We start from the raw sequence: 14048 nt of genomic DNA on the forward strand, positions 1-14048 counted from the left end.
CGCCCCTTGCGCGAAGCCCGATGGAATGCTCTTTGCTTGAAAGTTCCCCGTGGGGCCTTTAGCCCCCGATCCAGAGAGATGAGATGAGCAAACTCGTTATCCGTGCCGGCGACTATACCTTCGATGCTCGCTTCGAGGAGCAACTGGCGCCCAAGACCGTTGCCGCGTTCCGCAAGGCTATGCCGTTCGAAAGCCACATCATCCACGTGCGCTGGAGCGGCGAGGCGGTGTGGATGCCGCTCGGCGACCTCGATTTCGGCGTCGGCTACGAGAACCACACCAGCTATCCCGCACCGGGCCAGATCATCCTCTATCCCGGCGGCATCAGCGAGACCGAGATCCTGATGGCCTATGGCGGCGTGAGCTTCGCGAGCAAGATGGGCCAGCTCGCCGGCAATCACTTCATCACGGTGACCTCGGGGCTGGAGAATCTGGCGACGCTGGGCAAGAGCGTGCTGTGGAAGGGCGCGCTGCCGATCCGCTTCGAGGAAGTCTGAGTGACTGATACCCGCTACCCGCGCGATCTCCGCGGCTACGGCCGCAACCCGCCGCATCCGCAATGGCCGGGCAACGCGCGGGTCGCGGTGCAGTTCGTCGTCAATTTCGAGGAAGGCGGCGAGAACAACATCCTGCACGGCGATCGCGCCTCGGAAGCCTTCCTGTCCGACGTGCTCGGCGCGCAGCCCTGGCCGGGCCAGCGCCACGCCAATATCGAATCGATGTTCGAATATGGCTCGCGCGCCGGCTTCTGGCGGCTGTGGCGGATGTTCAGTGAGCGCAAATGGCCGACCACCGTGTTCGGCGTCGCCACCGCGCTGAAGCGCAATCCGGAAATCGTCGCCGCGATGAAGGAGTCCGGCTGGGACATCGCCAGCCACAGCCTGAAATGGATCGAGCACAAGGACATGACCGAGGCGCAGGAGCGCGCCGAGATCGTCGAGTCGATCCGCGTCCACCTTGAGGCGACCGGGTCGCGGCCGCTCGGCTGGTACACCGGGCGCTCCTCGATCAACACGAACCGCCTCCTGATGGAGGAGGGCGGCTTCCTCTATCTCTGCGACTCCTATGCCGACGATCTGCCCTATTGGGTCAAGGGCGCCGGGGGCAAGCAGCTCATCATTCCCTATACGCTGGACGCCAACGACATGCGGTTCATCAACCCGCAGGGCTTTGCCGAGGGTGAGCAGTTCTACACCTATCTGAAGGACGCCTTCGACGTGCTCTACGCCGAAGGCGAGACCGCGCCGAAGATGATGTCGGTGGGGCTGCATTGCCGCCTCGCCGGCCGGCCGGGCCGGGCCGCGGGGTTGATCCGCTTCCTGGATTACATCGGCAAGCACGAGCGCGTCTGGGTGCCGACGCGGCTCCAGATCGCGCAGCACTGGCACGACAAGCACGCGCATCTTGCTGCCGACGCCTTCGAGATCGGGTGAAGGTGTGATGTCGCAAATCTCGCTCGCCGATCTCAACGCCGCCGACAAAGCCGACTTCGTCGCGGCCCTCGCCAATGTCGTCGAATATTCGCCGTGGATTGCGGAGAAGCTCGCCGGGCAGCGGCCGTTCACCGGCATCAACCAGTTGCACGCCGCGCTGATGGCCGCGATCCAGAGCGCCGAGCCCGACGTGCAGCTGGCGCTGATCCGGGCGCATCCCGATCTCGCCAACAAGACCCAGCGCGCCGCGGGCCTGACGGCGGAATCGACTGACGAGCAGAACAGCGCTGGGCTTGACCGGCTGTCGGACGCCGAATATGCCGCGTTCGAACGCGTCAACAATGCGTACCGTGAAAAGTTCGGCTTCCCCTACATCGTCTGCGTGCGCCGTCACACGAAGGATTCCGTGCTGCGCGACTTCGAAACGCGGCTGCTCAATATTGCCAAGACCGAGACGCGACGTGCGATCGAGGAGATCGGCCGCATCTCGGCGCTGCGGCTCGACCAGCTCGTCGTCGCCGACGACAAGCTCAAGGTGCATGGCCGGCTCTCGACGCATGTGCTGGACAATCACGCCGGCAAGCCCGCGCCAGGTATCCCGGTGGAGCTGATCGAGCTTGCGAGTCTCGGCGAGAGCCGCGTCATCGCGCGCACCGTCACCAATGCGGATGGGCGTACCGATCAGCCGTTGATCGGCGGCCGTCCGCTTCCGATCGGCCGCTACGAGCTTCGCTTCCGCGTCGCCAAATATTACGCCGAGCGCAACGTGCCGCTATCGGAGCCGCCGTTCCTCGACGAGATCCCATTGCGCTTTGCGATCAGCGAGCCGGAAAATCACTACCACGTGCCGCTGCTGGTCACGCCCTGGAGCTACGCGACCTATCGCGGCAGCTAGCTAGACATGTTGTGCGGATGACGCGACTGCCGCTGCATCCGCCTCGGCCGCAGCGCCGCCGCCCAAGCCGTTGAAGAAGGCGTTGAGCAGTACCGAGACCACCGCACAAAGCAAAATGCCGGACTCCAGCAGCGGCTGTAGATCATGCGGCAGGTTCCGGAAGAACCCGGGCGCGGCGAGCGGGATCAGGCCGAAGCCGATCGAGATCGCGACGATGAGGAGATTGTAGCGGTTGGTGCGGAAATCGACCGAGGTGAGGATGCGCGCGCCTGTTGCCGCGACCATGCCGAACATCACGAGGCCCGCGCCGCCGAGCACGACCAGCGGCACCGCCTCGACCAGCGCCGCGAGCTTCGGCAACAGGCCGAGGCCGAGCATGATGCAGCCGCCCGTCACCGTCACCCAGCGCGAGCGCACGCCGGTGACGGAGACGAGGCCGACATTCTGCGAGAACGAGGTGTAGGGAAAGGTGTTGAAGATGCCGCCGAGCAGCGTGCCGACGCCGTCGGCGCGCAGGCCTCGGCTCAGGGCTTCGCGGTCGACCGTCTTGCCGGTGATGTCGCCGAGCGCGAGGAACATGCCGAGCGACTCGATCATCACCACGATCATGACGACACACATGGTGACAACGGGCACGAGGTGGAATTGCGGCATGCCGAAGCGGAACGGGATCACCAGCGCGCCCCAGGAGGCAGCACTGACCTTGTCGAAATGCATCACGCCCAGAATGGTCGCGAGCACGGCGCCGGCGACGATGCCGAGCAGCACGGAGACGTTGGCGAGGAAGCCGGTGCCCCATTTGATCAGGCCGAGGATGAAGAGCAGCACGAACAGCGAAATGCCGAGCCCCTGCAATTGCCCATAGGCCGGATTGGGAAAGCTGCCTGCAACGCCGTCGACGACCTTCGTCAAGGTCGGCAGGCCGCCGCCGGCCCAGTTGATCCCGACCCGCATCAAGGAGATGCCGATGACGAGAATGATGCTGCCGGTGACGACCGGCGGAAACAGCGGCAGCAGCCGGCTGACGAAGGGCGCGGCGACGATGCCGAACAGGCCGGCGGCGATGACGGAGCCGTAGATGCCGAGCAGGCCGATGTCGGGCGCGGCGGCCATCGAGAGCATCGGTCCGACCGAGGCAAACGTTACGCCCATCATCACGGGCAGGCGGATGCCGACGCCGGGGAAGCCGAGGCATTGCACCAGCGTCGCAAGCCCGCAGGCGAACAGGTCGGCGCTGATCAGGAAGGCGACGTCCTCCGGCGGCAGCTTCAGCGCGCGTCCGATGATCAGCGGCACCGCGACCGCGCCGGCATACATCACCAGCACATGCTGGAGCCCGAGCGCGAGCAGGCGCGGGACCGGCAGGACTTCGTCGACGGGATGGACCTCGCTGCTCACGAATGAATCCCCCAAAATAGGCCTAACCAAATTTATCGTGCAGCGCCGGAAACAGCCGGTCTGGCTTGAACGGCGGCGCCGTGAAGCGGATGCCGGTGGCGTCTGCAATCGCGTTGCCGAGCGCCGCGGCGACCGGATTGTACGGACTCTCGCTCATCGACTTCGCGCCCAAGGGGCCGATGGTGTCGGAGGTCTCGGCGAAGAAGACTTCGGTGCGCGGCACGTCCGCGAAGGAGGGCAGGTGGTAGTCGCGGAATTTGGCGTTGGTGACGCGGCCGTCCGCGTCGATCACCATCTCCTCGTAGAGCGCAGCACCAAGCGCCTGCGCGACGCCGCCCTCGACCTGGCCGCGGCACTGCATGGGATTGGCGACGACGCCGGCGTCGGCGGCGTGCACGCTTCTGAGAATCTTGAGCTCGCCGGTGCCCTTGTTCACCGCCACGCGAAAGCCCTGCACGTTGAAGCCGACCGAGCGCGGCGTGCCGCCGGAATTGCCTTGTGCTGCGAGCGGCTGGCCGCGTTCGCGCGCAAGCTTCGCAAGCTCCACAAAGGACATGCGCCTGACGCCGCTCACGACGAACTCGTCCTCGAGCGCGCAGCTTCCGACATCGCAAAGCCAGGCGCCGGCCGCGGCCCCCCTCAAGTCCGTGGCAAGCTGCACGGCGGCTGCATGCGTCGCCTTGCCGGCGACGAAGGTGCCCGCGCTGCCATAGGCGCCGGTGTCGTGGCCGCCATGGGCGGTGTCGGACTGGCGCAGGCGAATCCTGTCGACGGTGGTCGCCAGCGTCGTCGCCGCGATCTGGCGGTGGACCGTGCTGGTGCCGTTGCCGAACTCGGCGGTGCCGACGGTGAGATCGAAGCCGCCGTCGTCGTTGAGCGCGATCATGGCGTCCGCGATGTGGCCGGCGGGCGGCACGGTGTCGATCATGGTCAGCGCGATGCCATCGCCGATCAGCCATTCCGGCGACGGCTCCGGCCGCGGGCCATCCGCCTGCATCGCGCGCTCGACGAGATCGAGGCATTGGTCGAGCCCGTAGGAGCCATAGAGCACGTCGTGAAATTCGGATGGCGGCGGCGACAGCATGGGGTCGCCTGGCTTGACGATGTTGCGCCGGCGCATGTCGTAGGGGCTGATGCCGAGCTGCCCGGCCAGCTCGTCGATCGCGGCCTCGATCGCGATCAGCGTCTGCGGCAGGCCATAGCCGCGAAACGCGCCGGATGGCACCGTGTTGGTGTAGACGGCGTAGCCGTCGACCCGCTTGTTCGGACAATTGTAGACGGCGATGGACTCGGACAGCGAGTGGAACATCACCGGGCCGGCGTGATTGCCGTAGGCGCCGGTGTTGGAGAGCACGTTGAGCTGGAGTGCGGTGAGCTTGCCGTCGGCATCGGCACCGGCCTTGATGTGGACCCGCATCGGATGCCGCGTCGACGTCGCGATGAATTGCTCCTCGCGGGTGAGCTCCAGCTTCACGGGGCGTCCGGTCTTCAGCGCGGCGAGCGCAAGGATATCCTCGACGAACATCTCCTGCTTGCCGCCAAAGCCACCGCCGACGCGCTCGCAGAACACGCGGACCCTGTCCATGGGCAGCTGGAAAATGTCGGACAGGGCGCGCCGGGTCAGGAACGGCACCTGCGTCGAGGTGCGGACGTTGAGCACGCCGGAGGCGTCGAGCCAGGCGAGGCCGCCATGGGTCTCCAGCGCGGCGTGCTGCACGCGATGGCTGTGGAAGGTGGCCTCATAGGTGACGGCGGATGTGGCGAGTGCTGCTGCGACATCGCCGAACTCGCCATGGGTCTCAGCCGCGAGGTTGCGCTGGGGATCGGCGATGCGGTTTGCGGTGGTGCGGTCGGGATGAATGACAGGTGCACCCGGCGCCATCGCCTGCTCTGGATCGATCAGCGCAGGCAGGAGTTCGTAATCGACCTTCAGCCTCCGGCAGGCCTCCTCGGCGGCGCCTTCGCTGTCGGCGACGACCGCCGCGACCTTCTGGCCGATGAAGCGCACGACGTCGTCGAGGATGCGGGTGTCCTCGGGGTCCATCCAGTCCTTCTCGTGCCGCGCGGTCGAGATCAGCACCGATGGCGCGTCCTCATGCGTCAGCACCGCATGCACGCCGGGAACGCTGAGCGCCGCAGACTTGTCGATCGCGGTGATTCTGGCGTGCGCGTGAGGGGAGCGGAGCAGCTTGATGTGCAGCAGGCCGTCAATCTGCGTGTCGAACGTGTAGCGTGCCTTGCCGCGCACGACATCGGGACCTGCTGGCGCCGGAAGGCTGCGGCCGAAGGCGGCGCCGGCCTCGATGCTCTCCTCGACGTTGATCTTGCCGAGCAGCGCGTCCTCGATCGCGCGATAGCCGGTGCAGCGGCAGATATTGCCTTTCAGCGCGGCGCCGAGATCGGTGCGCTGCGCCTGGTTCAGCGAGGCGCAGGTCAGGATCATGCCGGCGGTGCAGAAGCCGCATTGAAAGCCCTGCGCATCGAGGAAGGCGTGCTGCATCGGATGCGCGCCGTGCTCGCCGCCGAGGCCCTCGATCGTGGTCACAGTGCGCCCCTCGGCGCGGAACGCCGGGATCAGGCAGCTGTGCACCGGCTCGCCGTCGAGCAGCACGGTGCAGGCGCCGCAATCGCCGGCATCGCAGCCCTTCTTGACGCCGAAATGACCGAGCTCGCGCAGGAACGTGCGGAGGCACTGGCCGGCACGCGGCTCCTGCGGAAACGTCTTGCCGTTGATCTCGAAGCTCATGACGGCGTTGCCCCCAGGAGTTCGCCGCGAATCTCTTCGGCGAGCCGCAGCGTCATGTGCTTGCGCCAGAGCGGCTTGCCGTGGATGTCGGTGTGGTAGAGGTCATCGGTGATCTGCTGCACGATCGCGTCGCGAACCGCGCTCGCGTCCGGGGCTTTGTGAAAGGTGAGGCGGATCGGCCGCACCGTCGATGCGGTGACTGTCAGCGCCAGCGTGCCGTCGCTATCGAGGCTGCCGATCAGGAGTGCCGCTGAGCGGCCGACCGGGGCGAGCGAGATCTGGCGAAACGCCGTACGGCGCTTCAGCGCGGCAATCGGGATATCGATCTGCCGCAGCAGGTCTCCCGGCGTCAGGCGGTTGCGCTGGTTGCCGGTGACGAAGTCGATGACGGGAATCTTCTGTTCGCCGCCGCCAGCCTTCCAGATCGTGCAGACGCCGTCGAGCGCTGATGTGAGCGAGATCATCGGTCCCGCCGGCAGCGACATGCAGAGATTGCCGCCGACGGTCGCGGTCTTCCAGATCTTGAACGAAGCGAGGAACGCGCGGCAGCACTGGCTGATCAGCGGCGCTGCGAGCCAGTCGGCCGGGCAGGCGAGTCCGTCGATCTGCGCGACGGTGCAAGTGGCGGCGATGCCGAGATGGCTCTCGGTGATCGTCAGCGCCGGCCATTTCAGATCGGTGAGATCGATCAGGCGCGTCAGCTGCGCTTGCGGCTCCGAGAACAGCCAGGTGCCGCCTGCGAGCCAAGCATCGCCTGGCGTCCAAACGGGCAGCTGCGCGCGCGTTTGCGGATGGGCTACGGCTGTGATGGTATTCAAGTCCATGGCTGCGCCAGCGCTTGCATCGAGTGATTTGTACCGAGAGAAAGTCTTGCAAGACCAGAGCCAAGTCGCAACAAGAAGTCGCAGCGGGAACGCGATTGGGCTGGCCTCCGCCTTGCAGGTCTGCCGTCAGCGGATGTGGGGAGAAACAGGATCATGAGCGACGCAAAGCCGATCTGGATCAGGGATCCGCTGGCCATTCTCGCCGACGGTGCCGAACGCGGAATCGTTATCAGAGACGGCCGGATTGTCGAGCTGGTGCCGGCCGGCGGCACGCCTGCGACCGCAGATGTCGCGGTGTTCGACGCAGGCGAGCACGTCGTGCTGCCCGGCCTGATCAACACCCATCATCACTTTTACCAGACGCTGACCCGCGCGCTGCCTGCTGCGATGGACCGCGAGCTGTTTCCCTGGCTCCAGGCGCTCTATCCGGTCTGGGCCAAGCTGACGCCGGAGCGGCTGCGGCTTGGCGTCACCGTGGCGATGTCCGAGCTGCTGCTGTCGGGCTGCACCACGACGACGGATCATCACTACGTCTTCCCGGCGGGGCTGGAAGAGTCCGTCGATATCGAGGTCGAAGTCGCACAGCGCCTTGGCGTGCGCGTGCTGCTGACGCGAGGTTCGATGAACCTGTCGCAGCGCGACGGCGGCCTGCCGCCCGACAGCGTCGTGCAGGACGAGGATACGATCCTCGCCGACAGTGCGCGCGTGGTGACGAAATATCACCAGCGCGGCGCGGATGCGATGGTGCAGATCGCGCTGGCGCCGTGCTCGCCCTTCTCGGTGACGACGTCGCTGATGCGCGCGACCGCCGATCTCGCCGACAAGCTCGACGTGCGCCTGCACACCCATCTCGCCGAGACCGAGGACGAGAACAAGTTCTGCCAACAGATGTATGGCTGCCGTCCGCTCGACTATCTCGAGCAATGTGGTTGGCTCAATGCGCGGACCTGGCTCGCCCACGGCATATTTTTCAACGCCGACGAGATGAAGCGGCTCGGCAAGGCGAAGACGACCATCAGCCATTGTGCCTGCAGCAACCAGCTGCTGGCGTCTGGCTGCTGTCCGGTCTGCGAGATGGAGGAGGCCGGCGTCGGCATCGGCATCGGCGTCGACGGTTCGGCGTCGAATGACGGGTCGAACCTGATGCAGGAGGTGCGGGCGGCATTCCTGCTGCAACGGGCGCGCTACGGGGTGACGAAGGTCAGCCACAAGGACGCGCTGCGCTGGGCGACCAAGGGCTCGGCGGCCTGTGTCGGCCGGCCGGAACTCGGTGAGATCGCTGTCGGCAAGGCGGCCGACCTCGCGCTGTTCAGGCTCGACGAGCTGCGCTTCTCCGGCCACGGCGATCCGCTCGCGGCGGTCATTCTGTGCGGGGCGCACCGGGCCGATCGGGTGATGGTGGCGGGAAAATGGGCCGTGATCGACGGCGCGATCCCGGGACTGGATGTCGCCGACCTCATCCGGCGCCACAGTTCCGCGGCGTGGGCGATGCAGGCGGGATGAGCCAGCAGGAATAGAAGGAGGGGGCGACCACAAGTGCCGGGTGCTTCTGGCCACCCCCTCCGAACCTGTTCCGGGAGGAGCAGGTGATTTAGGCAATGCAAGAAGCGTGCTACTTGCCCGGCAGCTTGTCGTCGATGCCCTTGACGTAGAAATTCATCCCGAGAATCTGGCCGTCGGCGAGATTGGCGCCGCCCTTGCACTCGACCTCCTTGCCGTCCTGCCCAATGACCGGGCACTTGAATGGGTGCAGCTTGCCTGCGGTGATCGCGGCCTGGGCATCCTCGGCCAGCTTCTTCACGTCGTCGGGCATGTTGGTGTAGGGCGCCATCGCGAACATGTGGCTGTCGAGGCCGCCCCAGGTGTCCTCGGACTTCCAGGTGCCGGCGAGCTCGGCCTTGACGCGCTCGATATAGTAGGGGCCCCAGGTGTCGAGGATCGAGGTCAGCTGGGTCTTCGGCCCGAACTTGATCATCTCGGAATCCTGGCCGAAGGCGAGCTTGCCGCGTTCGCTGGCAATCTGCATCGCGGCGGGCGAATCCGTGTGCTGCATGATCACGTCGGCGCCCTGGTCGATCAGCGCCTTGGCGGCGTCGGCCTCCTTGCCCGGATCGAACCAGGTGTTGGCCCAGATGATCTTGACCTTGATGTTCGGATTGATGGTCTGCGCCGCCAGGATCGTCGCGTTGATGCCGGAGACGACCTCCGGGATCGGGAACGAGCCGATATAGCCGAGCACGCCGGACTTCGACATCTTGGCCGCGATCAGGCCCTGGATGTAACGGCCCTGGTACCATTTGGCCGAATAGGTCGACATGTTCTTGTCGCGCTTGTAGCCGGTCGAGTGCTCGAAATGCACGTTCGGATATTTCTTGGCGACCTTGAGCGTCGGATCCATGTAGCCGAACGAGGTCGTGAAGATCAGCTTGTTGCCGGCGCGGACGAGCTGCTCGATGGCGCGCTCGGCGTCGGGGCCTTCGGGGACGTTCTCGAGATAGGTGGTCTCGATCTTGTCGCCCAATTCCTTGACCAGCGCCTGCCGGCCGAGGTCGTGCTGGTAGGTCCAGCCGAGATCTCCGATCGGACCCAAATAGATGAAGCCGACTTTCAGCTTGTCGGCGGCGGAGGCTGCACTGACGCTTCCGGCGAGCAAAAGCCCGGCAGCGAGTGCAAGAACTGATTTCCTCATCATCAATCTCCAAACATCAGGGGAAAGCCACGATCCGCAACGTGCGCGCCCCATCGCGCACGCTGCGGAAATGAAATTCAGCGGTCAGGCACGAACACGGTGCCGAGCGCGGCCGGTGCGGTCGAGCCGCCGGTGCGCGCGCGGGAGAGCAGGACCAGCACGATGACGGTCGCGAGATAAGGCAGCGCCGACATGAATTGCGAGGGAATGCCGACGCCCCAGCCCTGCGCGTGCAGTTGCAGGATGGTCACCGCGCCGAACAGATAGGCGCCGACGACGAGCCGGCCCGGCCGCCACGACGAGAACACCACCAGCGCCAGCGCGATCCAGCCGCGGCCGGCCGTCATGCCGGGAATGAAGAACGGCGTGTAGGCGAGCGGCAGATAGGCGCCGGCAAGCCCGGCGCAGGCGCCGCCGAACATCACGGCGAAGGTGCGGATACGCAGCACGGGATAGCCGAGCGCATGCGCGGAGACGTGGTTGTCGCCGCAGGCGCGCAGGATCAATCCCGCGCGCGTGCGATACAGGAACCACCAGACGCCGATAATGAGTGCGATGGAGAAATAGACGAACGCGTCCTCGCCGAACAGCACGCGGCCGACCAGCGGAATGTCGGTGAGGCCTGGAATATACAGGTGCACGGCCGGCGTGATGCGCTCGCCGACGAAGCCGGCACCGATCAGCCCGGAGAGCCCGATGCCGAGAATGGTCAGCGCCAGACCCGTCGCGACCTGATTGACGGCGAGCCCGAGCGCCATCAACGCGAACACCAGCGACATCAGCGTGCCCGCGACGATGCCGAACAGCGCGCCGACCAGAATCGAGCCGGTCAGCCAGGCGCCGGCAAAGCCGCAGGCCGCGCCGACGATCATCATTCCCTCGACGCCGAGATTGAGCACGCCGGAGCGCTCGGTCACGAGCTCGCCGGTCGCGGCGATCAGCAGCGGCGTCGAGGCCGCGAGCACCGCAAGGATGATGGCTTCAATGAGTTCCACTGGCCACCTGTCGGTTCGGGAACACCAGCTTGAAGCGATAGAGGATGAGGGAATCGCAGGCGAGCACGTAGAACAACAGAATGCCCTGAAACACCTTGGTGACATCCAACGGGATCTTCATCGCGATCTGCGCCTGCTCGCCGCCGATAAAGGTCAGTGCGAGAAAAAGGCCTGCAATTAATATTCCAAGCGGGTTCAGCCGGCCGAGGAAGGCGACGATGATCGCGGTAAATCCGTAGCCGGGCGAGATGCCGGGCTGGAGATGCCCGACAGGACCTGCGACCTCGATGATTCCGGCAAGGCCCGCGAGTGCACCGGAGACGGCGAAGGTCAGGATGATCAACTGGTTGGCGTTGAAGCCGCCGAACCGCGCCGCACGGGGCGCTGCGCCGACCACACGGATCTCAAAACCCTTGATGGTCCGTCCGAGCAGGATTGCCGCTGCTGCGACGACGAGCAGAGCGATGATCGAGCCGAGATGCAGCCGGCCCCCTTCGATCAGCAGCGGCACCGTCGCCACCGGATCGAATTCGGCCGTGGTCGGGAAGTTGAAGCCGTGCGGATCGCGCCAGGGACCGCGCACGAGATAGTCGAGAAAGAGATCGGCGACGTAGACCAGCATCAGGCTGGTCAGGATTTCGCTGGCGCCGAACTTCACCTTGCAGATCGCCGGGATTAGCGCATAGAGCGCGCCTGCGGCGGCGGCGAGCACGAGCATGGCCGGCAATACCCAGGCCCCGGCGTCAGTGCCTTGCGTCTCCACCGCGATCCAGCTTCCGGCGACCGCGCCGATCAGGAATTGCCCCTCGGCGCCGATGTTCCAGGCATTGGCGAGATAACAGAGCGACAGGCCGATCGCGATCATCACCAGCGGCGTCGCCTTCACCGCGATCTCCTGGAGCGAATAGCTGTCGGTGAGCGGCGCGATGAAGTAGGCGTGCAGTGCGAGCAGCGGATTCTTGCCGAGGATCGCAAACAGGATGGTCATGGTGACGATCGTGAGGCCGATCGCGATCAGTGGCGAGACCAGCGCGATCGTGTTGGAGCGCTCGGCGCGCTTCTCAAGCACCAACTGCATGCGCGGCCTCCTTCGGCTCCAGGCTGCTGCCGCCCATCAACAGGCCGAGCTTTTCGCGTGTTGCGTCGTGCGTGGCGAGCGGCTCCGACAAATGGCCGTGGAACATCACGGCGATGCGGTCGGCGATCTCCGCGAGCTCATCGAGATCCTGGCTGGTCACCAGCACGGCGGCGCCGGCGGTTGCCAGATCGAGCAGCGCCTGGCGGATGACGGCGGCGGCGCCCGCATCGACGCCCCAGGTCGGCTGGCTCACCACCAGCACCGCCGGGTTGCGCAGGATTTCGCGGCCCACGATGAATTTTTGCAGATTGCCGCCGGAGAGGGATGCTGCTTCCGGATCGCGCTTGGCCTTGCGTACGTCGAAGGTTTCAGTCGCGCGGTCGACGGTCTTCAGCGTCGCCGCGGTGTCGATGAAACCGTGATTGACCATACCGCTGGCGGCGTGCCCGGTCAGCAGCGCGTTCTCCGACAGCTTCATGCGCGGTGCGGTGCCGTGGCCAAGTCGCTCCTCGGGCACGAAGGCGGCGCCCAGCTTGCGCCGCTGCGTGATCGACAGATGCCCGGCGGCGATGCCCTCGATCACCACCGTGCCGGGGTCCTTGGACAGCCGCTCGCCGGAGAGGGCGGCGAACAGCTCGTCCTGGCCATTGCCGGCGACACCGGCGATACCAAGGATCTCACCGCCCTTCAGCTCGAACGAGATATGCTCAAGCCTGACACCATGGGCCTCGGCCGGTGCGAGCGAGAGATCGTTGACGACGAGCCGCGGCACGGTAGTCTTCCGGCCGGCCGCCGCCTTCACCTCCTTGATCTCGCCGCCGACCATCATGCGCGCGAGCGAGGCGGCGGTCTCGAGCCGGGGATTGCAGGTGTCGACCTTCTTGCCACCGCGCAGGATCGTTGCGGTGTCGCAGAGCCGCTTCACCTCCTCGAGCTTGTGGCTGATGTAGAGGATGGCGCGGCCTTCGGCCTTCAGCCGCTCCAACACGATGAAGAGCTGGTCGGCTTCCTGCGGTGTAAGCACCGCGGTTGGCTCGTCCAGGATCAGGAATTTCGGGTTCTGCATCAGCGCGCGGACGATCTCGATGCGCTGGCGCTCGCCGACCGACAATTGCCAGACCTCGCGCTTGGGATCGAGCGGCAGACCGTAGGTCTTCGACATCTGCTCCAGCCGCGCCGACATGTCCTTGAAGGATTCCTTGCCGTCGAGGCCGAGCGCGACGTTCTCGGCGACGGTGAGATTGTCGAACAGCGAGAAATGCTGGAACACCATGCCGATGCCGCGGCTGCGCGCTTCCGACGGGCCGGACAGCGCGATCCGCTCGCCCTGCCAGCGGATCTCGCCGGCGCTGGGCTGGATCAGCCCGTAGATCGCCTTGACCAGCGTCGACTTGCCGGCGCCGTTCTCGCCCAGCAACGCGTGGATTTCCTTCGGCCAGATGTCGATGTCGATGGAGTCATTGGCGAGGAAATCCCCATAGCGCTTGGTGAGTCCGAGCGTCTGAAGCAGCGGGGACTCGCCGGAATGCAGGCCGTTAGTCGTCGGATCTAACATTCGCTGATATGCTTGCATGGGGTGAAGTGCCTCAATACTGGGCTAGTTTGAACCGCTGCGTAAGGTGTGAAAAAGCGTCATCCCTTGCTCAACGCTTCGGCAGGCGACTAGCCCCGGCGAGTCGCCGCTCTCGCCGTGCGCGGATCGTGCTCCAGCGCCTCAGGACTGTCCTTGCGGGCGCGGCTTGCGCGTGACGTCTGTTGCAAATTTGTGACGGTTCAAGCCAAATCGGAACCGGCTGTGCAGGCTTGACGTGAAGTTGAGCAAAGTCGCGCCACCGTGCGTATGCATTTGCAGGCCGACGTGACGACGGCCGCCGATCATCATGTCTGTCCTTTCGCTCCGACATGAAAAGCAAACAAAATCAAACGGGAATGTCCGGCAATGGGCCGCCTTGCCTTGCCGCGTGCAGGCAGGTGGGAGCGCACAAGAATC

At 65.6% G+C, this 14048-nt stretch carries 11 protein-coding genes; 4 read left to right on the forward strand and 7 right to left on the reverse strand.

The genetic code is table 11. From position 1 onward, the window contains the following. Positions 1-83 precede the first annotated feature (83 nt). The 3 genes from EI171_RS16510 to uraD are packed head-to-tail and all read left to right on the forward strand — an operon-like array spanning position 84 to position 2328. Positions 84-497 carry a DUF3830 family protein gene (locus EI171_RS16510; RefSeq protein WP_011088906.1) on the forward strand — a complete coding sequence of 138 codons (414 nt, stop codon included), beginning with the start codon at positions 84-86 and terminating at the stop codon, positions 495-497. Then, positions 498-1433, forward strand: a complete 936-nt coding sequence (puuE, locus tag EI171_RS16515) for an allantoinase PuuE (protein WP_110116809.1) — start codon at positions 498-500, stop codon at positions 1431-1433. Between the two features lie 7 nt (positions 1434-1440). Further along, positions 1441-2328, forward strand: coding sequence for a 2-oxo-4-hydroxy-4-carboxy-5-ureidoimidazoline decarboxylase (uraD, locus tag EI171_RS16520; RefSeq protein ID WP_038966721.1), 888 nt, complete (start codon positions 1441-1443; stop codon positions 2326-2328). On the opposite strand, the gene EI171_RS16525 is transcribed toward uraD, so the two are convergent. From EI171_RS16525 to EI171_RS16535, 3 genes are read right to left on the reverse strand one after another with little or no spacing between them, the layout of a single operon-like run. Beyond that, entirely contained in the window at positions 2329-3726 is a 1398-nt protein-coding gene (locus EI171_RS16525; protein WP_161534008.1) for a nucleobase:cation symporter-2 family protein, read from the reverse strand. It lies immediately after the preceding gene. Positions 3727-3748: 22 nt separating this feature from the next. After that, positions 3749-6472 (reverse strand): molybdopterin-dependent oxidoreductase, encoded by a 2724-nt coding sequence (locus EI171_RS16530; RefSeq protein WP_161534010.1) that lies wholly within the window; start codon positions 6470-6472, stop codon positions 3749-3751. Then, positions 6469-7296 (reverse strand): FAD binding domain-containing protein, encoded by an 828-nt coding sequence (locus tag EI171_RS16535; protein ID WP_060908378.1) that lies wholly within the window; start codon positions 7294-7296, stop codon positions 6469-6471. The genes EI171_RS16530 and EI171_RS16535 overlap by 4 nt, the downstream gene beginning before the upstream one ends. A gap of 153 nt (positions 7297-7449) precedes the next feature. Between EI171_RS16535 and EI171_RS16540 the strand changes: the two genes are divergently transcribed. Beyond that, positions 7450-8799 (forward strand): 8-oxoguanine deaminase, encoded by a 1350-nt coding sequence (locus tag EI171_RS16540; protein ID WP_161534012.1) that lies wholly within the window; start codon positions 7450-7452, stop codon positions 8797-8799. Positions 8800-8908: 109 nt separating this feature from the next. Here EI171_RS16540 and EI171_RS16545 read toward each other — a convergent pair whose 3' ends face one another. The 4 genes from EI171_RS16545 to EI171_RS16560 all read right to left on the reverse strand — a co-directional run bounded on the left by EI171_RS16545 (position 8909) and on the right by EI171_RS16560 (position 13613). Next, positions 8909-9985 (reverse strand): BMP family ABC transporter substrate-binding protein, encoded by a 1077-nt coding sequence (locus EI171_RS16545; protein ID WP_161534014.1) that lies wholly within the window; start codon positions 9983-9985, stop codon positions 8909-8911. Positions 9986-10062: 77 nt separating this feature from the next. Continuing rightward, a complete protein-coding gene (locus tag EI171_RS16550) occupies positions 10063-10980 on the reverse strand; it encodes an ABC transporter permease (protein WP_161534016.1) in 918 nt (305 codons plus the stop codon). Next, positions 10967-12058: an ABC transporter permease gene (locus EI171_RS16555; RefSeq protein ID WP_161534018.1), complete on the reverse strand. Its 1092-nt coding sequence runs from the start codon at positions 12056-12058 to the stop codon at positions 10967-10969. The genes EI171_RS16550 and EI171_RS16555 overlap by 14 nt, the downstream gene beginning before the upstream one ends. After that, positions 12042-13613 (reverse strand): ABC transporter ATP-binding protein, encoded by a 1572-nt coding sequence (locus EI171_RS16560; protein ID WP_202633154.1) that lies wholly within the window; start codon positions 13611-13613, stop codon positions 12042-12044. The genes EI171_RS16555 and EI171_RS16560 overlap by 17 nt, the downstream gene beginning before the upstream one ends. Positions 13614-14048 lie beyond the last annotated feature (435 nt).

It is taken from the genome of Bradyrhizobium sp. LCT2, from assembly GCF_009931255.1.
Classification (GTDB): Bacteria; Pseudomonadota; Alphaproteobacteria; order Rhizobiales; family Xanthobacteraceae; genus Bradyrhizobium; species Bradyrhizobium diazoefficiens.

Coding starts and splice junctions, on each gene's coding strand:
- EI171_RS16510 (WP_011088906.1), top strand. CDS start 84: ATGAGCAAACTCGTTATCCGTGCCGGCGACTATACCTTCGATGCTCGC.
- uraD (WP_038966721.1), top strand. CDS start 1,441: ATGTCGCAAATCTCGCTCGCCGATCTCAACGCCGCCGACAAAGCCGAC.
- EI171_RS16530 (WP_161534010.1), bottom strand. CDS start 6,472: ATGAGCTTCGAGATCAACGGCAAGACGTTTCCGCAGGAGCCGCGTGCC.
- EI171_RS16535 (WP_060908378.1), bottom strand. CDS start 7,296: ATGGACTTGAATACCATCACAGCCGTAGCCCATCCGCAAACGCGCGCG.
- EI171_RS16540 (WP_161534012.1), top strand. CDS start 7,450: ATGAGCGACGCAAAGCCGATCTGGATCAGGGATCCGCTGGCCATTCTC.
- EI171_RS16545 (WP_161534014.1), bottom strand. CDS start 9,985: ATGAGGAAATCAGTTCTTGCACTCGCTGCCGGGCTTTTGCTCGCCGGA.
- EI171_RS16555 (WP_161534018.1), bottom strand. CDS start 12,058: ATGCAGTTGGTGCTTGAGAAGCGCGCCGAGCGCTCCAACACGATCGCG.
- EI171_RS16560 (WP_202633154.1), bottom strand. CDS start 13,613: ATGTTAGATCCGACGACTAACGGCCTGCATTCCGGCGAGTCCCCGCTG.